General features: G+C 71.3%; 15 protein-coding genes. 8 read left to right on the top strand and 7 right to left on the bottom strand.

Annotated features, from left to right (window positions below; translation table 11 throughout):
* Positions 1–157: 157 nt before the first annotated feature.
* The 6 genes from ABT006_RS24360 to ABT006_RS24335 all read right to left on the bottom strand — a co-directional run bounded on the left by ABT006_RS24360 (position 158) and on the right by ABT006_RS24335 (position 6,481).
* Positions 158–1,132, bottom strand: a complete 975-nt coding sequence (locus tag ABT006_RS24360) for a helix-turn-helix domain-containing protein (RefSeq protein ID WP_350709913.1) — start codon at positions 1,130–1,132, stop codon at positions 158–160.
* A gap of 173 nt (positions 1,133–1,305) precedes the next feature.
* Positions 1,306–2,796 carry a mannitol dehydrogenase family protein gene (locus ABT006_RS24355; RefSeq protein WP_350709911.1) on the bottom strand — a complete coding sequence of 497 codons (1,491 nt, stop codon included), beginning with the start codon at positions 2,794–2,796 and terminating at the stop codon, positions 1,306–1,308.
* Entirely contained in the window at positions 2,793–3,854 is a 1,062-nt protein-coding gene (locus tag ABT006_RS24350; protein WP_350709909.1) for a dihydrodipicolinate synthase family protein, read from the bottom strand. Before ABT006_RS24350 ends, ABT006_RS24355 begins: the two co-directional genes overlap by 4 nt.
* Positions 3,855–3,924: 70 nt before the next feature.
* On the bottom strand, positions 3,925–4,581 hold the full coding sequence (locus ABT006_RS24345) for an SGNH/GDSL hydrolase family protein (RefSeq protein ID WP_350709907.1): 657 nt from the start codon (positions 4,579–4,581) through the stop codon (positions 3,925–3,927).
* Between the two features lie 15 nt (positions 4,582–4,596).
* The gene (locus ABT006_RS24340) at positions 4,597–5,604 is read right to left on the bottom strand and encodes a Gfo/Idh/MocA family protein (protein ID WP_350709905.1); all 1,008 of its coding nucleotides are present in this window, start codon (positions 5,602–5,604) and stop codon (positions 4,597–4,599) included.
* A 13-nt stretch (positions 5,605–5,617) separates the two neighbouring features.
* On the bottom strand, positions 5,618–6,481 hold the full coding sequence (locus ABT006_RS24335; RefSeq protein ID WP_350709903.1) for a Gfo/Idh/MocA family protein: 864 nt from the start codon (positions 6,479–6,481) through the stop codon (positions 5,618–5,620).
* A gap of 210 nt (positions 6,482–6,691) precedes the next feature.
* On the opposite strand from ABT006_RS24335, the gene ABT006_RS24330 reads away from it, so the two are divergent.
* From ABT006_RS24330 to ABT006_RS24295, 8 genes are all read left to right on the top strand, one after another.
* Complete coding sequence (locus tag ABT006_RS24330; RefSeq protein WP_350709901.1) at positions 6,692–7,651, top strand: dienelactone hydrolase family protein; 960 nt, start codon at positions 6,692–6,694, stop codon at positions 7,649–7,651.
* Complete coding sequence (locus ABT006_RS24325) at positions 7,648–8,652, top strand: hydroxyacid dehydrogenase (protein ID WP_350709900.1); 1,005 nt, start codon at positions 7,648–7,650, stop codon at positions 8,650–8,652. Before ABT006_RS24330 ends, ABT006_RS24325 begins: the two co-directional genes overlap by 4 nt.
* Before the next feature lie 228 nt (positions 8,653–8,880).
* Positions 8,881–10,140 (top strand): ABC transporter substrate-binding protein, encoded by a 1,260-nt coding sequence (locus ABT006_RS24320; RefSeq protein WP_350709898.1) that lies wholly within the window; start codon positions 8,881–8,883, stop codon positions 10,138–10,140.
* Between the two features lie 67 nt (positions 10,141–10,207).
* Positions 10,208–11,143, top strand: a complete 936-nt coding sequence (locus ABT006_RS24315) for a carbohydrate ABC transporter permease (protein ID WP_350709896.1) — start codon at positions 10,208–10,210, stop codon at positions 11,141–11,143.
* Positions 11,140–12,024 carry a carbohydrate ABC transporter permease gene (locus tag ABT006_RS24310; protein ID WP_350709894.1) on the top strand — a complete coding sequence of 295 codons (885 nt, stop codon included), beginning with the start codon at positions 11,140–11,142 and terminating at the stop codon, positions 12,022–12,024. The genes ABT006_RS24315 and ABT006_RS24310 overlap by 4 nt, the downstream gene beginning before the upstream one ends.
* A 96-nt stretch (positions 12,025–12,120) precedes the next feature.
* On the top strand, positions 12,121–14,193 hold the full coding sequence (locus ABT006_RS24305) for a hypothetical protein (protein WP_350709892.1): 2,073 nt from the start codon (positions 12,121–12,123) through the stop codon (positions 14,191–14,193).
* An 85-nt stretch (positions 14,194–14,278) separates the two neighbouring features.
* Positions 14,279–16,753, top strand: a complete 2,475-nt coding sequence (locus ABT006_RS24300) for an NHL repeat-containing protein (RefSeq protein ID WP_350709890.1) — start codon at positions 14,279–14,281, stop codon at positions 16,751–16,753.
* Positions 16,750–19,644 (top strand): hypothetical protein, encoded by a 2,895-nt coding sequence (locus ABT006_RS24295; RefSeq protein ID WP_350709888.1) that lies wholly within the window; start codon positions 16,750–16,752, stop codon positions 19,642–19,644. Before ABT006_RS24300 ends, ABT006_RS24295 begins: the two co-directional genes overlap by 4 nt.
* Before the next feature lie 33 nt (positions 19,645–19,677).
* Here the strand turns inward: ABT006_RS24295 and ABT006_RS24290 are convergent, their stop codons facing one another.
* Positions 19,678–21,171, bottom strand: coding sequence for a DUF4127 family protein (locus ABT006_RS24290; RefSeq protein WP_350709886.1), 1,494 nt, complete (start codon positions 21,169–21,171; stop codon positions 19,678–19,680).
* Between the last annotated feature and the right edge of the window lie 4 nt (positions 21,172–21,175).

Below are 21,175 nucleotides of genomic sequence, written 5' to 3'. Positions count from 1 at the left end.
TGGCATCCTTGTGCTGTGAGGGCAGTGGATGGAGGGGATCCTGCCACCGGCACGACTTGTCGATCAGCCCTCTGAACTGGCGGTTTTATGCATTGGCGGGAATGCGACGCGGAGCGGGCCGGCGGCCTGGGACGCCGCCGTCGGCAACCGCTCCGCGTCAGATCCAGCGACGGCGGGCCGCCTGCCAGCCGAGCTGGATCCGGGTCTGTACCCCGGCGAGTACCAGTAGCCGCTGAACCCGCCGCTGGATGGTTCGCATGCTCACGCCCACCTGGGTGGCGATCGCCTGGTCCGTGTATCCGGCCAGGAGCAACGAGAGCAGCCGCCGGTCGTCGGGAGCCAGCGGGCCGTCCGCGGGCGTGGCCAGCGCGGTGGGCACCGGCACGGCGGACTCCCAGACCCTGCGGAAGACCCAGCAGAGGGCATCGACCAGTGCGGGGGTATGGACGACCACTGCCTTCGCCGCCTCGCCGGGCGGGAGGTGGCGAAGGACGACCAGCACGATCCTTCCGTCGAAGATGCTTCCCTTGAACGGCACCTCGATCGCCACCCGCATCTCCTCACCCAGCGCCGCCCACTCTTCGAGCAGCAGCGGGGTTGGTTGACCGTCCCCCTCCAGCGTCGTCCGTTCGTAGACGACCCGGTAGCGCACACCGGCACGCAGCGCGTCCTGTTCGCCGGAGTTGGCGGTGGGCGGCACTGCGATGACGGGTGCCGCCACCAGGGACTGGATCTCCCGGCGGGCGTTCCGCTGCAACTGACCGTAGCGTTCGGCGATCGCCGTCGCGCCCTCGACCACCTCGATCGGTGCGGTCCAGCCACCCGGTACGCCGCTCTGCTGATACCGCTGCGACAGCTGTGCGATGGCCAGTTGCGCCTTGTGGAGGTCGTCCAGGCGTTGCAGCGCCATCAGCTTCAGGGTGATGTCGGGCGGCGCGGCGTGCAGGCGGTGCTGCTGCTCGGGATGCACCACCACCAGACCCCTGCGCTCCAACTGGGCGAGGGCCTGTTCGACATCCGGTTCGGGCAGCCCGGTCCGGTCGGCCAACTCGCGTTCGTCCGTGGCCGGCCCGGCGACGAGTTCCGCGTAGATCTGCTCCTCGTGAGGGCCGATCCCGATGCTCTCGAGCATGTCAGCGGAGGACCCGGACGGTAGGTGCGCGCACGGCAACCCCCTGTTGTTCCCCGGTGGCGGGTCGACCGACTCCCGTCGTGAGCTGTGGTTGGAGACTCGTACAGCGGGCGGGCGGTGTCAAGCAGTTGGCTGATCTTGGTCTCGCCGGGGGCGCCACGGTCGCCGAACCCCTATGCCGGAGCGGTGGCGTCGACCCGCAGGCGGGCGACGTGGTCGACCAGGGCGGCCCGTAGGCCGTCGTGGTCCCGAAGGTCAGCCCCGAAGATCTCCCGGACGTCCAGGAAGGAGTTGACCAGGCGGTGCGGATCGGTGCCGCCGGCCACCACCGCGGCGCACAGCCGGTCGGCCAACGGGTCCGCCAACGGCACCGCCCTGTCGCAGGCGTCGGCGACGTACGCCATCCACGCGGCGATCGCCAGCGCGGCATGGTGGGGCACCACACCGGCGGCGAGGCGGTCCCGAACGGTGTCCACCAGCCGGACCGGCAGCTTCTGGGATCCGTCCATGGCCACCTGGGCGGTGCGGTGCCGCAGCGCCGGGTTGGCGAAGCGGGTGAGGACCTCGCGTCGGTACCGGTCCAGATCCAGTCCCCGCGGGACGCACAGCGTGGGCGCGACATCCTCGGTCATCAGCGCGTCGGCGGCCACGGCGAGGTCGTCGTCGGCGAGCGCCTGCGCGATCGTCTCGTGTCCGCGCAGCGCGCCCAGGTAGGCGAGCAGGGAGTGGGTGCCGTTGAGCATGCGCAGCTTGACGGCCTCCCAGGCGGCGACGTCATCGGTGACCACCGCTCCGGCCAGTTCCCAGGCCGGTCGGTCGGCCGCGAAGTCGTCCTCGATCACCCACTGCCGGAAGGGCTCGGCGACCACGAGGCCCTCGTCGCGCAGGCCCAGGATCGCCGCGGCCTCGGCACGGTCCCGGGGGGTGGTGGCCGGGACGATCCGGTCGACCACGCAGGACGGAAAACGTGCCGCCCCGGCGATCCAGTCGGCGAGCACGTCGCCCTCTGCCGACGGCAGCGCGGCCAGGAAGTCGTGCACCAGGTGGCGCAGGACCCTGCCGTTGCCGACCAGGTTGTCGCAGGACAGGATCGTGACCGGACCGGCGTCGAGTGCCCGCCGTCGTCGCAGCCCGCGGACGAGTTGACCGACGGCGGTGCGGGGCGGGCGGCCCCGCAGGTCGGCGACGACCTCCGGATCCGTCAGGTCCAACCGGCCGTCGCCGCCTCGCCGGTAGCCCTTCTCGGTGACCGTGAGGGTGATCAGCCGGACGGCGGGATCGGCGAGCCGGTCGACGACCGCCGCCGGATCATGCGGCCCGGCGAGGATCTCCCGGACACTGCCGACCACCCGCAGGGGCGCGGCTGCCGGCCCGCGCTCCAGCACGGAGTAGAGGCCGTCCTGCGTCGTCAACTGGTCGCGTACGACCGCGGAGCGTTGCGTCACCGCGGTGATTCCCCAGTCGTCGCGGCCGGCGGCGGCCGCGGCCAGTTCGGTGAAGGTTGCCTGGTGCGCCCGGTGGAAGGCACCGATGCCGAGGTGCACCATGCCGACCCGCACCGCGCGCGGATCCACGGCCGGCCCGACCCAGCCACCGCGACCCCGCGGCGCAGCGGCGAGGCCGCCCAGCGACAGCCGTGGCCCCGACCCTGCCGTGGCGCTCACGACAGCCAGCGGTGGAGGTGCTCGGCGACGAAGTCGTCGTCGCGTAGCTGCGGGTACGCCCGCCACACCCGGTCGATCTCCGCGAGCTGACCCGGGCTGAGCGATTCGCGCTCGTCCAGGCACCACAGCCCGGCGAGCAGCCCCTGCCGGCGCAGCACCTCGTGGATGCCGGAGATGCAGCCGTGGAACCTGCCGGCGACGTCGAAGATGGCGGCGTTGGCGTCGGTGAGGGCGAGTTCGGTGGCGAACGCCTCGCGCAGCGCGTCCGGGTCGCCGGCCTTCGCCAGCCGGGCGGTCCGGTGCAGGTGCACCGCGCGCTGTGTCCACACCGACCACTGACCGAGCAGCCCACCGACGAACTCGAGTTCGCGGGAGCCGTCGACGGGGTAGCGCGAGAGCAGGTCGCCGACGATGTGGTCGTCGTTGCCGGTGTAGAGCGCGACGTCGGCGCTGCGCCCGGACGCGGCCACGCCGAGGATGACGTCGAGCGACGCGTACCGGTCGAACGGGGCGACCTTGATGCCGATGACCGACGGCAGGTCCGCCATGCTGGTCCAGAACGACCGGGACAGAACCCGGCCGCCGACGGCCGGTTGCAGGTAGAACCCGATCACCGGCAGCACCTCGCCCACCGCCGCCGCCCGCCGGACCAGCTCGTCCTCGGTGAGGTCGCCGGCACCGTACGGGGCGAGCAGGATCGCGTGGTAGCCGAGTTCGGCGGCCAGCTCCGCCTCGGCGACGGCGTGCCGGGTCGGCCCGCAGGCGCCGGCGACGAGGATGGTGTCGCGGGTCGGGTACTCGGCGGCGGTGGTGGCGGCCAGTTCGAGGACGGGCCGGAGCAGGCCGTGGCGGGGCTCGTGGATGGCGAACTGGGTGGTGTGTACGGCGACGGCGACGCCGCCGGCGCCGGCCTCCAGGTAGTAGCGGGTGAGGGCGCGTTGGCGGCGCTCGTCGAGTTTGAGGTGGGCGTCCAGCGCCAGCGGGTGCGCGGGAATCACCGTGCCGGTACGGAAGAGTGTCAGCGGGTCGGTCGTCCTGGCCTGAACCGTCGTGGTCATCGGCGCCTTCCATTCCGCGTCTGGAATCGATTGGGTCTGCCCGGCACGCTGCTTTTCCTTCCTCCGTGGGTCAGGGAATCGTGAGGCGGCCGGAGCGGCTCGTGGGATCCCAGGCCCCGAAGGCGCCGAGCAGGGTGCGGGCCATGGCCCGGTGACCGTGCTGGCCGGGGTGGCACCCCATGGCGTACCAGTGCTCGGGCGCCGGCCGGTCGGTGTCGGTCCACACGGCGTAGTGGTCGACCAGGGGCGCCGCGGTGTCGGTGGCGACGGCCCGGACCGCGTCGACGTAGCGGGGGAGGTGCTCGACGACGTGCTCGGGAGCCGTCGACAGCGTGTCGTTCGGGGTCTGGACCACGACCAGGCTGTCCGCCCCGGTGCGGAGCCGCTCGACGACCGACCGGTAGGTGGACGAGAACTTGGCCAGGCCGGCCTCGCCGTGCTTCGTGTCGTTCAGCCCGATGCCCACCACCACGACGTCCGGCCGGAAGCGCAGGGCGAGCCGCTCGAGACGCTCGTCGAGGTCGGTCACGGTGTAGCCGCTCACGGCGGTGTTGACGAACGCGTCCGCGGTCCGACCCAGCTCGCGCAGGCGTTCGGTGAACAGCTCCGGGTACGACCGGGCGCCGTAGGTGTGCCAGGTCCCAGCGGTCACGCTGTCGCCGATGAACGCCCAGGTCAGCGGCGTCTGTCGGGCGATGACGGCGGTCAGTGCGGGGTGCGGGTCCACGTTTCGCTCCTTCTGTCAGTGGATGCGTACCGGTTTCCCGGCCCGACCCGACTGGTAGACCGCCTCGATGAAGGCCACGGCCGCCCGCGCCTGGGCGGCGGTGACCAGGGGCGGGCGACCGGTGCGGGCCGCGGTGACGAAATCGGTGAGCTGGGCCAGCTGCTGGTCGGTCGGTACGCCGTCCGGCCTGGGTGGTTGCCCGCCGTGCCTCGAGGTGTAGTGGGTGAGCTGTTCCGCCTCCACCACCACCGAGCCGCCGTCACCGAAGACCGTGTACCGGATCGGGACGCTGTCGTAGGCGGCGGTGGTCGCCAGGAAGGTCAGCAGCGCGCCGCTGCGCAGCCGGGCGGTGATGGTGACGGTGTCCTCGACCTCGATGCGTTCGTGGGCGAGCAGGTCGGTGTACGCGAACACCTCGTCGACCTCGCCCAGCAGCCACAGCGCCAGGTCCACCAGGTGCACACCCTGGTTCATCAGGGCGCCGCCGCCGTCGAGGGCCCAGGTGCCACGCCAGTCGCCGGCGTCGTAGTACTCCTGGCTGCGCCAGAGCGCGACCTCGAAGGTGGCGGCCGTGATCCGCCCCAGGTGACCGTCGCGGACGGCGCGGAACACGAACTGGTTCGCCTCGGCGAACCGGCGTTGGCTCACGACGCTCAGGGTCCGGCCCGACCGCTTCTCCGCGTCGAGGATCTGATCCGCGGCCTCGACCGTCACGTCGATCGGCTTCTCCAGCAGCACGTGCTTGCCGGCCTCGAGCGCGGCGACCGTGACGGCCGCGTGCAGACCGCTCGGGATCGCCACGACCACGGCGTCGACGTCCGGGCGGGCGAGTAGTTCCGGCACCGACCGGGTGGCGTCGACTCCGAACTCGGCCGCGACGGCGTCGGCGTGTCCGGTGTTCTCGTCGGCGACCGCGACCAGCGTCGCGTCGGCGGCGCCGCTGACCAGGCGCTGGACGTGGGCCCTGCCGATGACGCCGACCCCGATGACGCCGACGCGGAGCGGACTGTGGGGTGGGGGCATGTTCCGTCCCTTCCTAGGACCGGCTGGTCAGCGCGTCGGTGATCGCCGCCATGACCACGATCGGGGAGAGCAGGGTGCGCGGGTCGACCGGTGACCGCCCTTGGTCGCAGGCGTCGACGAACCGGGCGAGCGCGGGGGCGTTGTAGTCGGGGCCGATCGTCGGTGACTCGGTCAGTACGCCGCGCGTCCCGGTGGCCACCACCTGGAACGGGACGCGGTCGTCGGCGGGCGTTACGAAGGTGAAGGTCACCACGACGTCGCCGATCCGGGTGAGGGCCACCGTGGTGTCGCCTTCGCGGACCAGGTCGACCGATGCCGACTCCGGCTCGACGTGCGGGTCGCCGAGCAGTTGCAGGGCCAGTTCCACCTGATGGATGCCGTAGAAGAACAGGCCCGCCCACTCGCTGTCGGGATCGGCCGGGCCGATGACGGCGAGCTGGCGCAGCCGACCGATCCGCTCCTGTGGGTCGGTGAGCCGGGCGACCTCGGGGACGAACCGCAGGGCCGAGCAGGACACCAGCGGCGCGTGGCCGCGCGCGGCGGCCGCGAGGATCGCCTGGGCGTCGTCGACCGATGCGGCCAGGGGCTTGTCGACCAGCACCGGCAGCCCGGCGTCCAGCAGTGGCTCGGCCTGTTTCCGGTGGTGGCGTCCGTCGCGGCTGCTGACGATCGCCGCGTCGACCCGTCCGATCAGGTCGCTCGGCTCGTCGACGACGAGTTCGATGCCGCCGGTCTCGGACAACGCCGCGTTGCGGTCGGTCGGGCCACCGGCCAGGGCGACCACCCGGTTGCCGGGGTGTCGCTGCTCGGTGTTCAGGAAGCGGATGAAGTGGTCGACGTGCGAGTTCTCGGTGCCGATGATTCCGATCCGTCTCATCCGACTGCCCTCTTCGACATCGACGGCCAGCTGCCCACAGCCTTGCCTGCAATCGGTTGCACGTCAAGAGCCTTCCCGGTTGTCGAGGTGTCCTGCCTGGATGGACGTGCTGCACGTTAGCCGTGTCCGATCGGCCTGCCCCGCGCAGGACCCTCGACTTCCGTGAGCAATCGATTGCAGTCGGAGTGGGCGCGGACTTACCCTGGCCCGGTGACCCCCGAAGGTGCCGCCGACGAGCATCACGAGCCGGAGCAGGGCCGGAACTGGTGGCGGCGGTGGCTGGGCGCGGTCCGCGATCCGGACGGGTCGTGGGAGATCGGATCGGCGCGGAAGACCGCCGACGGGACGCTGCGCTGTCCCGTCGACCTGACCTCGTACGGGACGACGATGCGGGCGGAGCTGGTCCGGCCGGCGGGTGAGGATGCCCGCCCGGCCGTGGTCGTGCCGTTCTACGAGGTGGCCACCCTGTTCGGTGAGCCGTGCGTCCGCACCGCCGGCCACAGTGCCGCTCGACGGCGGTCCCAGGCCTACGCCCGGCACCTCGTCGCGCGCGGCTTCGCGGTCCTCGCCGTGCCGTGGTGGTTCGAGTACGTGCTCGATCCGGCGACGGAGACGGCCTCGCTGAGCGAACGGTACGGACCGAGCGCCGCGTCGCACGCGGACTCGTTGGCGATCACCGGTCTGGGCCGCAGCCTCGCCGACCTGTTCCTCGCGGTGGACGCCCTCGCCTGCGTACCGTGGGTCGCGCCCCGCCGGATCGGTGCCTTCGGCCACTCGCTCGGCGGGAAGCTGGCACTGCACCTGACCGCGCTGGACACGCGGATCGCCGCGGGAGTCGCGCACGAACCGGGCCTGGGCCTGGCGTACTCGAACTGGGCCGATCCCTGGTATCTCGACGGCGCGGTGCCGCCCGACCGCGACCATGACGACCTGCTCGCCCTGGTCGCGCCGCGGCCGTTCCTGCTCGCCGGCGGCGGCGCCTCGGACGGATGGCACAACCACCGTCTGGTCGAGCGGGCCGCCCGACGGTGGCCCGGACCGCCCGGCCTGGAAACGCTCTACCACAACACCGGACACGCCCATCCCGACCACGTCCTGGACGCCTGCTACGCGTGGTTGCGCGGGCGCCTGGCCGCTGTCGACACCCCCGAGGAGACCTGCCCGCCATGACCAAGCCGACCCTCTGCGTCGTCGTCGCCCCGGACGAGTACGACCTGCTGTTCGCGCCGGAGGCCCAGCAGCGCCTGCACGACCACGCGGTCGTCGAGTTCGGCGACGGCGACCGGGGGACGGTGCTGCCGCCGGCCGCCGCCGACCGGTTCGACGTCGTCGTCACGTCGTGGAGCACGACGCCGTTCGACCCGGCCCGACTGCGTGGCGAGCGGCTGCGACTCGCCCTGCACTCGGCCGGTTCGATCCGTCGGCTGTTCCCGGTCACGGTCCTCCGGTCCGGGCTGCGGGTCTGCCAGGCCGGCGCGGCGGCCATGGCGCCCGCCGTCGCCGAGATGGCGCTCACCCTGACCCTCGCCCTGCTGCGGAACCTGCACCGGCACGACCGTGCCCTGTGGACGGGGCGTGACTGGGCGTCGGCACGGCGGCCGGTGCTGGGCCGGGCGCTGGCGGCGCGCAACGTCGGAATCGTCGGTTTCGGTCGCACCGGGCGGGAGTACGCGCGGATGGTGCGGGCGTTGGGCGCGTCGGCGCTGCGCGCGTACGACCCGTACGCCGACCCGACGGTGGCCGCGGGGCACGGGGTGGAGTTGGTCGGGTTGGCGGAGCTGTTCCGGTGCAGCGACGTCGTCGCCGTGCACGCGCCGTCCACCCCGGAGACCCGGCACCTGGTCGGCCGCGGCGAACTCGCCGCGCTGCCGGACGGCGCGATCGTGGTCAACACGGCCCGCTCCTGGGTCGTCGACGAGGAGGCCCTGCTCGCGGAGCTGGTGCCGGGCCGGCTCTCGGCCGGGTTGGACGTGTTCGACACCGAGCCGCTGCCGGCGGCGAGTGCGTTCCTGGGTCTGCCGAACGTCGTCGTCACGCCGCACGTCGCGGGCGGCACGGTCGAGGCGCGGCAGACGCAGGGTCGGATCGTGGTCGACGAGCTGTGCCGGTTCGTGGCCGGCGCACCGCTCGGACACGAGGTGAGCGTGGAGTCCTACGACCTGCTGGCGTGACCGGGCCGGCGGGGCGCGTCGCGGTGAGGGCCGGGTGCCGACCCCGGCGGGGTGGTCGACCGCTCGTCGGTCGTCGACCGGCCAACCTGCACTGACGACATCGCTCGCCAGGAACAGTTCGACCTATCGATGCCCTTGACCGGTGGCGGTGCCGACGCTAGGTTCTCTGCAACCGATTGCACGATGAAAAGCAGGCGGGGGCAGGCTGTTTCAGAAAGAGGGGGCGGCATGAGCGGTAATTCCAGACTCCGATTGGGCGCCATGGTGCTGACGGTGACGCTGGCCGTCGCCGGCTGCAACGGCGGGGACAGCGCGATGCCGACGGACCCGGGTGCCGTCGAGGGCTCGGTGACCTTCTGGACCTACCCCATCGGGGACAGCGGCAAGGACAGCTACTGGGATCCGGTGGTCGAGCAGTTCAAGCAGAAGTACCCGAAGGTCGACGTCGACGTTGTGGTGCAACCGTTCACCAACCGCGAGGAAACCCTCGTCACGGCGATCGCCGGCAAGCAGGGCCCCGACGTCGTCTACTTCAACCCCGACTTCATCCCCAAGTTCGCCGTCGAGGGCGTGCTGGAGCCCGTCGAGGACGTGATCGCCGACGACCGGGACGACTTCACGCCGGCGGCGCTCGACGCGATGTCGTGGGACGGGAAGCTCTACGGTGTGCCGCTGCTGATGCAGGCGCTGATCGGCGTGTGCAACAAGCAGGTGCTCGCCGCCTCCGGGGTGGAGAAGTGCCCGGAGACCTGGGCGGACATCGAGCAGATGGCGCCGAAGGTGAAGGCGGCCGGATACGTCCCGACCGACTACGTGGCCGCCCAGACCCTCACCCTCAACCACAGCTTCTACCCCTACCTCTGGCAGGCCGGCGGTGAGGTCCTGACCGCCGACGGCAAGAAGGCGGCGTTCAACAGCCCCGAGGGGCTGCGGGCCCTGGAGTTCGTCAAGAAGCTGGTCGACAACGGGTGGACCTCGCAGCAGAGCCTGACCACGGCCGAGACGCTGGAGCAGAGCGCGCTGGGGCAGGGCAAGCAGGCCTACTCGCCCAACAACACGACCGCCAGCCTGGCGAAGCTGTTCAAGCCGGAGGAACTGGTGGTCAGCCAGCCGCTCACCGACAAGGTGCAGGTCGCCGCCGGCTCGGTGGGTGGCCTGTCGGTGCTGGCCGGCAGCGACGCCAAGGCCGCGTCGAAGGCGTGGATCGACTTCCTGACCAGCCCGGAACACATGCGGTCCTTCGACCAGAAGAACGGCTACTACGCGCCGAGGAAGTCCGTCACGGGGCTGTACTCGGACAACCCGGGGATGGCCGAGGGCGAGAAGCACCTGGACGTCATCCGGTCGGGCGTCATCCACCCGAAGGCGCGGGAGATCATGAACCTGATCAAGCCGCACCTGCAGGCCGTGCTGCTCGGCAAGACCGCACCCGGGGACGCGCTCGCCGCGGCGGAGAAGGACGTCAACGCGCTCCTCGAGCGCCGCTGATTCACATTCGACGGTCGCAGGCGTGGCCGTGCCCGGCACGCCTGCGACCACCGGCGAAGGAGGTGTGGTGAGCGAGCAGGCCGTAGGGACAGTCCAGCCAGTGCCGCAGTCGGAGGCACGACGCGCGAGAAGGCCCTGGTGGCGCTCGCGGGCCGCCTTCGCCGGCTACCTGTTCATCCTGCCGTACGTCCTCTTCTTCCTGGTGTTCCGGATCATCCCCGCGGTCATGGGCATGTTCCTCAGCCTGGGCGACTACGGGATCGCCGGCACCTTCACCTTCGTGGGGACGGAGAACTTCACCCGGCTGTTCGGCGATTCGCTGTTCTGGAACTCGCTGAAGGTCACGGCCTACTACACCCTGCTCACCATCCCGCTCAGCCTGGGGGTGTCCCTGGCGATGGCGACGCTGTGCGACCGGACCCTGCGCGGGATGAGCATCTACCGCTCCATCTTCTTCCTCCCGGTCGTCACCAGCACGGTCATGTCCGGAATCATCTGGGTGTGGATCTTCGAGGTCGACGGTCCGCTCAACTGGCTGCTCAACCTCGTCGGCATCCCGGACGTGGGCTGGTTGCAGAGCGAGGCCATGGTCATTCCCGCGCTGGCGATCGTGAGCGCGTGGAAGGGCTTCGGCTACAACATGCTCATCCTGCTCGCCGGAATGCTCGCCATCCCCAACGAGTACTACGAGGCCGCCCACGTCGACGGGGCCGGGTGGCGGCGCCGTTACTGGCACGTCACGCTGCCGCTGCTGAAGCCGGCCCTCTTCTTCGTCCTGGTCCTGGAGATCATCGGATCCTTCCAGGTGTTCGACACCATCTACGTGATGACCGGCGGCGGTCCGGTGCGGGCGAGCTACTCGCTGACGTACATGATCTACGACCAGGGCTTCGGCTACTTCGACTTCGGTTACGCGAGCGCCGCCGGCGTCGTCCTGCTGGTCATCACCCTCATCACCTCGCTGATCCAGCACCGCCTGATGAACAAGGGGAAGTCGGCATGAGCACCACGGTCGCGCACGCCCCCGCCCCACCGACGGCCAGCACACCGCAGACTCCCGTACGACGGCCCGACCGGCGGCGGCGCCGGGCCCTGTGGATGCACGTGCCGCTGGCGCTCTGCGCGGTGGTGACGTTCTTCCCCTTCTGGGCGATGCTCGTGCTGTCCCTGCAACCGAAGCAGGGTGTGGAACTGCCCGGCTCGTTGCTGCCGGACAGCATCTCCTTCGACGCGTACGCCGACGCCCTCGGCAGCAACCAGGTGTACGAGTGGGCCCTCAACTCGGCGGTCTACTCGTTGGCGTCGGTGGTCCTCGTCCTGCTCTTCGCCTCGATGGCGGGTTACGCGTTCGCCAAGAAGCGGTTTCTGGGCAGGGAGTTCGTCTTCTGGTTGTTCGTCGCGATGCTCATGGTGCCGGGGCACCTGACGCTCATCCCGCTGTTCATCATGGTGTCGGAGATGGGTGGCCTCGACACGATGTGGGGGATGGTCGTCCCCACCATCGCCAACGCCCAGGCCATGTTCCTGATGCGGCAGTTCATCCAGGAGATCCCCGACGAGCTGATCGAGGCGGCCCGCATCGACGGGGCGAGCGAGTTCCGGGTCTACTGGTCGATCATCCTGCCGCAGACCAAGCCGATCATGGCCACGCTCGGCACCTTCGTCTTCCTGTGGCACTGGAACGACTTCCTCTGGCCCCTGGTGTCCCAGCGCAGTCCCGGCAACTACGTGCTGACGGTGGGTCTGAACAGCCTCCAGGAGCAGGACACCGAACTGGCCACCACGATGGCCGCCTCCGTCATCACCTTCGTCCCCACCGTCGTGGTCTTCGTCCTCCTGCAGCGGTTCTTCGTCCGCGGCGTGATGATGAGCGGCCTCAAGTAGCGGCGTCACGCGCTCAGCGGCACGCCCTTCCACCTGTCTTTGCCATCGATTGCAGTACCACGAGGCGCAATCCGGACGAACAGAAGAGGTGCCCCCATGCGATCGCTCCTGCCCAGCGGACTCCGGCGAGGTTCGGTCGTCCTCGCCGCCTGTCTCCCGCTCCTCCTGCTGACGACCACCGCCGCTCCGGCGGCACCCCCCGCTGTCGTGGCGACCGCCGGCCAGGTCACCGACCTGGGACCGGCGCTCTACACGGTGAACGTCCGCAACGCCGAATTCGGGACCCTGCCCGACGGCACGCCGGTGACCTACGCGATCTCCAACGGCACCCCGGCCAGCTTCACCGTCGTCGACGCCCGCGACGGCAGGCGGATCACGGCCATCCCGCTCGACGGCTACACCGTCGGCGGATGGGTGGAGCTGGCACCCGACGGCACCGTCTACTTCTCCGTACGCGCCCCCACGCCGGCGGCCGTGTTCCGCTTCCACCCGGACACCATGCGGCTGGAGCATCTCGGTGGGATCGCCGGGGAGACCGCCCTCTACTCGGCCACCTTCGACGCGGACGGCGTCCTGTACTTCGGCACCTACCCGCACGCGAAGCTCGTGTCGTTCGACCCGGCGACCGGCCGGTTCCGCGACTACGGCAGCCTCACCACCGACGCCGCCTACGTCTTCTCCGTCGGGATCGTGGCAGGCAGGGTCTGGGCCGGCACCGGACCGGTGCCCCACCTGTACCAGGTCGACCCGCGATCCGGTCAGACCACCGAGATGTCGGTGCCCGCGCCCCTGCTCGAGAACACCGACTGGTTCATCGGCATCGAGCCCCGCGACGACCTGGTCTTCGTGCGGCTCTCCCCGCGCGGCACGTACGACATGGCGGTGTACGACCTGAAGCGCGAGCGGTGGCTCGACCAGGTCATCGGCAACACCTTCGGCGCGGAACCCACCGCCCAGGGGCGCGATGGCACCTTCTACCTGATGGCCGGCGGAACCCTCGCCGGCTACCAGGTGCCCGCCCGGCGTCGCGTCTCGACCGGATTCGAGGACAGCGCCCTGCCGGCCCAGCTGGCCGACGCCGTCGGCACGTACGCGATGAGCGTCATGGACCTGCGTGAACCGCTCTTCCCCGGCGAGACCGTGGTGGGCATCGACACCGATGGTCGCCTCTGGCACTACAACCTCGCCACCAGGCGGTCCCGGATCGTCCCCGCCGACGTGCTGGGCTCACCCGCCGGGGCGCACAGCATGGGCGTCGGCCCCGACGGCACCGTGTACATGGGCGCCTACCTCAGCAGCGGCGTGATGAGCCGGATCGACCAGGAGTCGCAGCAGGTCGAGCAGATCCGCGGGCCCAAGCAGGCCGACGCGATCGTCAGCCACAACGGGACGATCGCGGTGAGTTCCTACCCGGGTGCCGTCGTGCACACCGGCGACCCGGCGCAGCCCTGGGCCTGGGGCACCAATCCGCGCAAGGTGCTGGAACTCGGCCGGGGCGAGCCGCACTTCCAGGACCGGATCTTCGACATGACCTCGGCGGGGGAGCGGCTCGCGGTCGGCAGCGTCCCGGACTACGGGCAGCTCGGCGGCGCGCTGACCCTCGTCGACCCCGCCACCGGGGCCGCCGAGGTCCACCGCGACGTCGTCGACGACCAGAGCGTCGTCTCGCTCGCCTACCGGGACGGGGTCGTCTACGGCGGCACGTCGATCCACGGCGGGCTGTCCAGCGAGCCGACGCAGGACCAGGCGCGGCTGTTCGCCTGGGACGTGGCCGCCGGCCGGCTCGCGTGGAGCGACGTGGTCGTGCCGGGCGCGACGGTCATCCACGAACTCGAGTTCGGCCCCGACGGAATGCTGTGGGGGATGGCCGACGACGGCACCGTCTTCGCGTACGACCCGGGTCAGCGGAAGGTGCTCCGGTCGGTCGCGACCGGCCTGCGCAACACCAACACCTGGGGCCGGGTCTCGTCGCTGTACCACCGCCCATCCGACGGGCGCTTCTACGGCAACGCCGGTGGCCGGCTCTTCCGGTTCGACCCGACGACGCTGGCGATCGAGGTGCTCGTCGAGACCGGCGTACGGGAGTCGGCGATGGACGGGCAGGGCCGGATCTACTTCGCCGACGCCACCCACGTCTACCGCTTCGATCCCGCGACGACACACCAGTAGCGCCCACCCCGGCCCGCTCGCCCCGGCGAGCGGGCCGGCCCGTTTCGCCCATCGTCCCGTCCCGCGTCGACCGAAAGGTGACACCATGCCAGGTTCATCCAGACCCGGCCCACGCATCCGCCGCAGGGCGTCGCTCGCCCTGCTCCTGTGCGCGGCGGTACTCGCCGCCCTCACCGCGCCCGCACACGCGTCACCGACACCAGCGACGAGCGCCGCCGCCGTGGAGCACGACCCGATGGCCGAGTTCGTGGACCTCGGCTCGATGTACACCGCCAACGTGCGGCTCGCGGCGATGGACGTACGCCCCGACGGCACCCCCGTCGTCTACGGCTTCAGCGACGGCACCCCGGTGAGCTTCAACGCCATCGACGCCCGCACCGGCGAACTGCTGCACACCACGACCTTTCCGGGCTACACCGTCGCCAGTTCCATCGTGGTGGACGACTCCGGGCTGGTCTACCTCAGCGTCCGGGCACCCAACGACGGCACCCTGTGGCGGTACGACCCCGCAACCGACCAGGTGACCAAGATCGCCACGGGGGTGGTCGGTGAGGGGATGCTGCGGACGCTGCTGATCAGGGACGGCATCCTCTACGGCACCACCTACCCGGACGCCAAGGTCTACTCCTACGACCCCGCCGCCGGGGCGTTCCGCGACTACGGCGGTATGACGGCCGACGGGGACTACGCCTGGGGCTTCGACGAGGTCGGCGGCAAGCTCTGGGTCGGCACGGGCGCTGTCCCGCACCTGTTCAGCCTCGACCCGGCGACCGGCGGGAAGACCGAGATCCCGCTGCCGGAGCCGGTGGCGTCGAGGGCCAGCTTCATCAACCGGGTGACCCGCCACGGTGACCTGGTGTTCGTGCAGTACTCGCCGACCCTGGACGGCCGGAACCATCTCGTCTACGACCTCTCCGCCGGGCAGTGGTGCTGCACCGACACGGTCGGGCAGCCGATCGCCTTCGGACACATGACCCGTGGTGCGGTGGACGGCCGCTTCTTCTACGCCTCAGGAGACGAGGTCCAGGGCTACGACGTCGCCACCCGGCAGACGGCCTCCATCGGTTGGGAGGACAGCCCCCTCGCCGCGGCGCTCGGCACCACCCGTGCCTTCGAGCCGATGCGACTCGGCACCCCGCAGTTCCCGGGCACGACTCTGGTGGGCATGCGTGGAGACGGCACGATCTGGCGGTACAACCTGCAGAACCGCACCGGCGACATCCTGCCGAACGTCATCCAGAGCACCCCGGCGACGGTCCACTCGGTCGGCACCGGCCCCGACGGAAACGCGTACTTCGGCGCCTACCTGAGCGCCGGCGTCATGGCCCGGGTCAACCGGGAGACGGGCCAGCTCGAGCAGCTGTCGGGGCCGAAGCAGGCCGACAGCATCACCACCCACGGCAACCGGATCGTGGTGGGCAGCTACCCCGGCGCGGAGTACTACGCGGGCGAGGTCGGTGGTGACGTCGCCTGGGACTGGGGCCGCAACCCCCGGCACCTGTTCTCGCTCGGCCGCGCCGAGTTCGGGCAGGACCGGCCGGTGACCCTCGTGTCGGCCGGTGATCTCGTGGTCGGCGGCACCGTCCCCGACTACGGGGAGCTGGGCGGCGGTCTCGTGGTCTTCGACCCGGCCAGCGGGGCGTACCGGTTCCACCGCGACGTCGTACCGGACCAGAGCGTGACCGCGCTGACCACGGTCGGTGGGCTCGTCGTCGGCGGCACCTCGATCCACGGCGGGCTGTCGAGTACCCCGACCCGGGACCGGGCCGAACTGTTCGTCTGGGACGTCGAGGCCGGTGAGAGGCTCTGGAGTGGCCCCGTGGTGGGCGGCGGCGAGGTGGTCCAGGCGCTCACCGTCGGTCCGAACGGCATGGTGTGGGGCCTGGTCGGGGACGGCACCGTCTTCGAGTTCGACCCGCGTACCCGTACCGTCACCCGTTCCTTCGACTCCGGATTCGCCGACGGCAACCTGTGGGGCTTCCGCACCGAGCTGTTCTACCGCGCCGCGGACGCCCGCTTCTACGGCAACGCCGGAGGGAAACTGTTCTGGTTCGACCCGCAGACCCTGGAACACGGGCTGGTCCTGGGCCAGGACGTCCGCATCGCCGGCATGGACCGCGACGAGACGATCTACGTCGCGAACAACACCAACGTGTTCCGGTGGGAACCCGCCGACGACCCGCGCGACTGCGACGCGTCCGTCACGGGTACGCACGACGGCCCCCTCCGGGTCACCGCCGGCAAGACCTGCGTCACCGGCGCGGTGGTCAACGGCCCGATCCAGGTCGGCGCCGGGGCGAGCGTCCGGATCGAGGACTCCCACGTGCACGGTGGCGTGACCACGGACCAGGCCCGGGTGGTGAGCGTTGTCCGGTCCCGCGTCGACGGGGCGGTGTCGATCACGAGTACCAGCGGAAGTGTGCTGCTGTCCGGCAACACCATCGACGGCGCGCTCGGCTGCGCGGAGAACGGCTGGGCGCCGACCGACGACGGCGTCCGCAACGCGGTGACCGGACAGGTGTCAGGGCAGTGCGTCGGACTGAAGGGAGAGTCGCCGTGAGCGACAACCGACGGCGCCGGGCCTGGGCCCGGTGGATGCTGAGTGCGGTGGTGCTGGCGCCGGTCGCGCTCCTGGCGCCACCCGCGAGCGCCGGTACGACCGGCGTGACCGCGGGCACCAGCGGGAACCTGCTGGCGAACGCGAGCTTCGAGGAGGTGGGCCCGGACGGCCTGCCCGCGAGCTGGTCCCCGCTGTTCGCCGGCTCGGAGAAGTACTACTCCCTCGACGACACCGACGCCAGCGACGGTGCTCGGAGCCTGCGGGTACGCGACGCGAGCACGACCGCCGGCGCCGGCCTGCGACCCGCGCGCGTACCGGTGACCGGGGGCACGAACTACACGTTCTCGATGGACCTCAAGCTCGCCAGCGGCGTCCTGCAACCGACGGTCTACTTCTACGACTCCGCCGGCGCCCGGATAGCCCAGCCCTACCAGGTGCTGCGCCCCGCACTCGGGGTCTGGGACCGCCAGGCGGCGACGTTCCCGGCGCCGGCCGGCGCGGTCAGCGCGGAGCCGGTCATCTACTCCAGTTCGGTCGGCACCGTCGACGGCCTCGTCGACTCGGTCGCGTTCGCCGCCACCGGCCCCGCTCCACAGCCGCCCGCCGGTGTCGAGCAGGATCTGGGCGAGCCGATCGCCGGCATCACCAACGCCGGGGCGGGCTACACCACCGATTCGGCCGGACGGGACATCGGGGTGGTCATCGGCGGTGGCAGTCCCTCGACGTTCAGCGCGGTGGACATCGTGACCGGTGCGCGCCTGATGAGCCGGACGATGCCGAACGTGATCATGTCCTGGTCGTTCGTCACGACCGCCGACCGCGACATCTACATCGGCACCCAGACCAAGGGGGAGGTGTGGCGGTTCGACCCGGACGACCTCACCCTCGAGCTCGTCGCCACCGCGCCGTTCGGTCAGACGCACCTGTGGTCGGCGACCCTCGACGACCGCGGCCGGCCGGTGTGGGGCACCTATCCGGACGGCAAGGTGATCGCCTACGACCCCGCCACGGGGCAGTGGCAGGACTACGGGGTGCAGGTCGAGGGCAACATCTACGTGCGCAGCATCGACTCCGACGGCCGGTACGTGTACGCCGGCGGCGGCGCACTGCGGGCCAGCCTCACCCGCCTCGACACGCACACCGGCGAGATCCGGGAGATCCCGCTGCCACCCGGGCACGACGCCGACACCTTCCTCTACGACGTGACCGTCTCCGGCGGGCTGCTCTTCGCCCGGCCGACACCCTCGACCGACCTGCTCGTCTACTCGCTGGCCGAGCAGGCGTGGGTGGACGTCGTACCCCAGGTCGTGGGTCTGGCGGTGTCTCCCGAGGTGAGCACCGAGGACAGCGGCGTACGCCGGCGCGAGGCGCTGATCGTGCCGATCGACGGTGCGGTGATCGCCTACGACCTCGACACCCGGCAGCAGCGCCGGATCTCCATGAACCTCCAGGGATCCGCGGCCCGTGGCTGGGCCCTGATGGAGCTGGGCACCGACGGGTTCCCCGGCACGTCCGTGGTGACCGCGACCAGCAAGTCGATCTTCCACGCCTGGAACCCCGCCACCGGGCGGACGGCCGCGGTGCGCGCCGACGCGGAGCTGACGCCGTTCCTGATCCGGTCGATGGCGACCGGCCCGCGCGGCGACGTCTACGTCGGCGGGTACGGATCCCCGCCGGGGATCGCCCGGGTGGACGTGGACAGCGGCGCGACCGAGCCGCTCAACGGTGTCGGACAGACCGAGGGGCTCGTCGCCCACGGCGACCATCTCGTCTTCGGCACCTATCCGGGAGCGCGGGTCTACACCTACGACACCACCCGGCCGTGGGATCCGGCGACGAACCCGGTGACGGCCCGCGACCGGGTCGTCTCGCTGGGCAGTCACCAGGATCGACCACTCGGCTGGGCCAGCGCCGGTGACGTGGTGGCCATCGGCTCGATGCCGGACTACGGGCAGCTCGGCGGAGCGCTGTCCCTGTTCAACCCGTCGACCGGAGACCTGCGGGTGTTCCGCGACGTCGTCAAGGACCAGACCCCGCTCGCCCTGGCCTACCGGGACGGCCTCGTCTACGGCGGCACCGGCATCTGGGGCGGCATCGGCATCGAACCGACCACCAGCGAGGGCAAGCTGTTCGTCTTCGACCCGGCGACCGGGAAGGTGGTCTTCGAGACCGTGCCCGTCCCCGGGGAGGAGAACGTCTCGGCCCTCACCTTCGACGACGACGGCAACCTGTGGGGCTTCACCGCGAACGCGCTGTTCAAGTTCGACCCGGACACGCGCACCGTGGTGCTCCGCAAGACCTACTTCGGCGTGGACGACAGCAAGATCTACGCGACCGGCCGGGAGCTCTTCTGGCACCACGGGAAGCTCGTCGGCACCTCGACCGGCCGGCTCTTCGAGATCGACCCCGCGACCCTGCAGATGACGGTCCTGCAGACCGGGATGCAGAACCTGGCCATCGACCGCAACGGCTCCTACTACTACAACCGGGGCAGCACCCTGTACCGGTGGGTGCCGGAGCCCGTGGCGCCCGCCTGCGACCGGACGGTCACCGGAACGCACCACGGCGACCTCGCCGTCTCGGCCGGGACGACCTGCGTCCGGAATGCCGACGTCCGCGGCGACATCGTCGTACGCCCCGGCGCGGGCGTACTCGTGGAGGATTCACAGCTGCGGGGCGGGGTGGAAGCCGACCACGCGCGCGCCGTCTGGCTCCGCCGGGCCCAGGTCCGCGGCGCGGTGAGCGTGTCGGGCACCGGCGGCTGGGTGGTGCTGTCGGGCAACCGGATCGCGGGATCACTGACCTGCACCGGGAACGACAGCGAACCGACCGACCGGGGCGAGCCCAACAGCGTCACCGGCGACAGCCTGGGGCAGTGCGCCGGCATGTGACGGCGGCGGCACCGCCGGCGGGGTGGCAACCGGTCAGGTTGCCGCCCCGCCCGGCGGCGTCAGGTCGAAGTCGACGGTGAAGGTGTACGACCAGGGCAGCCGCGCGTTCGTCACGGTCCAGCCGGACAGCGTCCGGGTGCCGGTCGCCCACCGGTGCAGATCCCGCGTGATCCGCGCGTGCACGTCGGGCAGCTCGTCGAGCGGTGGGTCGGTCAGTCCCCGCCGCGCCGCCTCCTGTTGCAGGCGTCGCCGCACGACCGGCAGGTAGTGCCCGTCCTCGATGATCTTGCGGGCCAGGAACCGGTCGCGGGCCTCCTGCGAGCGCGGGGTGACCGACAGCGCCGGCGTGACACCGGCGGCGAGGGTGGTGCCGATGGTGTTGCCCGCGGTGTTCCAGCCGCCGTAGGACACGAGCCGGCCCAGCAGGCCCCGGTCGTCGAGTCCGGCGAGCAACTGGGGGTCGCTGCCGTTGGCGAAGCGGATGTCCGCCACGGCCACCCGGCGCCCCGCGGCGACGTGGGCCGCGACCGCGTCCGCCACGGCAGTCCAGCCGGTGTCGGCGGACGCGTCGGGTGGGTCGAGCACCCAGTCGCCGGGCTCCGGCGCGGGCGGGTGCACGACGACCACCAGGTCGGCCTCGTCGGCGTCCGTGACCTCCACGGCTCCGAGGGCACGAACCTGGTTGGCGAGGCCGAGCCGCACGGGCCGGTCCTCGTACGGCGCGATCCGGTCCAGGCCGTCCGCGTCCGGGCAGTCGACGGCGATCTTCGGGGCGATTCCCCGGACCTGAGCCGCCACGCGCGCCACGAGCACGCTGGGCACCTCGTCGGCGCCGGGGTAGGTCAGGACGTCGACACCGAGCCGATCGATCCAGCGCTGCAACTGTCGCCGCTCCGCCGCCGGCAGTCCCCGCGGCGCGGTGTCGTCGGACGAGATCACGAGGGTGTCCAGGATCCCGTCGGAGGCCATCTCCAACGCGGCGAGCAGCACGGCGTGGTTGCGCGCGCGCCGGCGCACCAGGTCGGTCACGTAGGCGTCCGGCACCTGCCCACGAGCGGCGGCGACCGCCTCGGCCGTCGCCTCGCCCAGGTCGTGCGCGTCCCAGACGGTCGACAACGCGCCGAGCCGCGCCCCGTGCGTGGCCCAGTAGGCCGGTTCCTGCCGGGAGCGGGCGGCATTGTCGTACGACGGCAGTCGGGTCACCACGCCGAAGGCGGTGACCGGCACGTCGATCTGGCGCAGGACGTCGAGGCGGGGCAGCACCTGCCCGATCCGGTCGTCGGTGTTGCGCGACGGGATCAGTCCGCCGTGGACGAGCAACTCCAGGGAGACGACGACGTGGTCGACCTCCGTGGAGATCTCCTTGAGCCACCGCGCCAGGGCTGCGGTGTCCGCCGGCTGCCGGAACGACGGCATGGCGGCGGGTGGTGGGGTGACGACCTCCAACCCGGCGCACGCCCCGATGGCGACCGCGTAGCCACGGGTGTTGGGTCTCTCGTCCGGCGGCAGCAGGGCGACGCGGGTCATTTCG

Source organism: Micromonospora sp. NPDC002717, assembly GCF_040295705.1.
Classification (GTDB): Bacteria; Actinomycetota; Actinomycetes; order Mycobacteriales; family Micromonosporaceae; genus Micromonospora.
This window is presented reverse-complemented; position numbering and strand designations above follow the sequence as displayed.

Coding starts and splice junctions, on each gene's coding strand:
- ABT006_RS24360 (WP_350709913.1), bottom strand. CDS start 1,132: ATGCTCGAGAGCATCGGGATCGGCCCTCACGAGGAGCAGATCTACGCG.
- ABT006_RS24350 (WP_350709909.1), bottom strand. CDS start 3,854: ATGACCACGACGGTTCAGGCCAGGACGACCGACCCGCTGACACTCTTC.
- ABT006_RS24340 (WP_350709905.1), bottom strand. CDS start 5,604: ATGCCCCCACCCCACAGTCCGCTCCGCGTCGGCGTCATCGGGGTCGGC.
- ABT006_RS24335 (WP_350709903.1), bottom strand. CDS start 6,481: ATGAGACGGATCGGAATCATCGGCACCGAGAACTCGCACGTCGACCAC.
- ABT006_RS24325 (WP_350709900.1), top strand. CDS start 7,648: ATGACCAAGCCGACCCTCTGCGTCGTCGTCGCCCCGGACGAGTACGAC.
- ABT006_RS24320 (WP_350709898.1), top strand. CDS start 8,881: ATGAGCGGTAATTCCAGACTCCGATTGGGCGCCATGGTGCTGACGGTG.
- ABT006_RS24310 (WP_350709894.1), top strand. CDS start 11,140: ATGAGCACCACGGTCGCGCACGCCCCCGCCCCACCGACGGCCAGCACA.
- ABT006_RS24305 (WP_350709892.1), top strand. CDS start 12,121: ATGCGATCGCTCCTGCCCAGCGGACTCCGGCGAGGTTCGGTCGTCCTC.
- ABT006_RS24300 (WP_350709890.1), top strand. CDS start 14,279: ATGCCAGGTTCATCCAGACCCGGCCCACGCATCCGCCGCAGGGCGTCG.
- ABT006_RS24290 (WP_350709886.1), bottom strand. CDS start 21,171: ATGACCCGCGTCGCCCTGCTGCCGCCGGACGAGAGACCCAACACCCGT.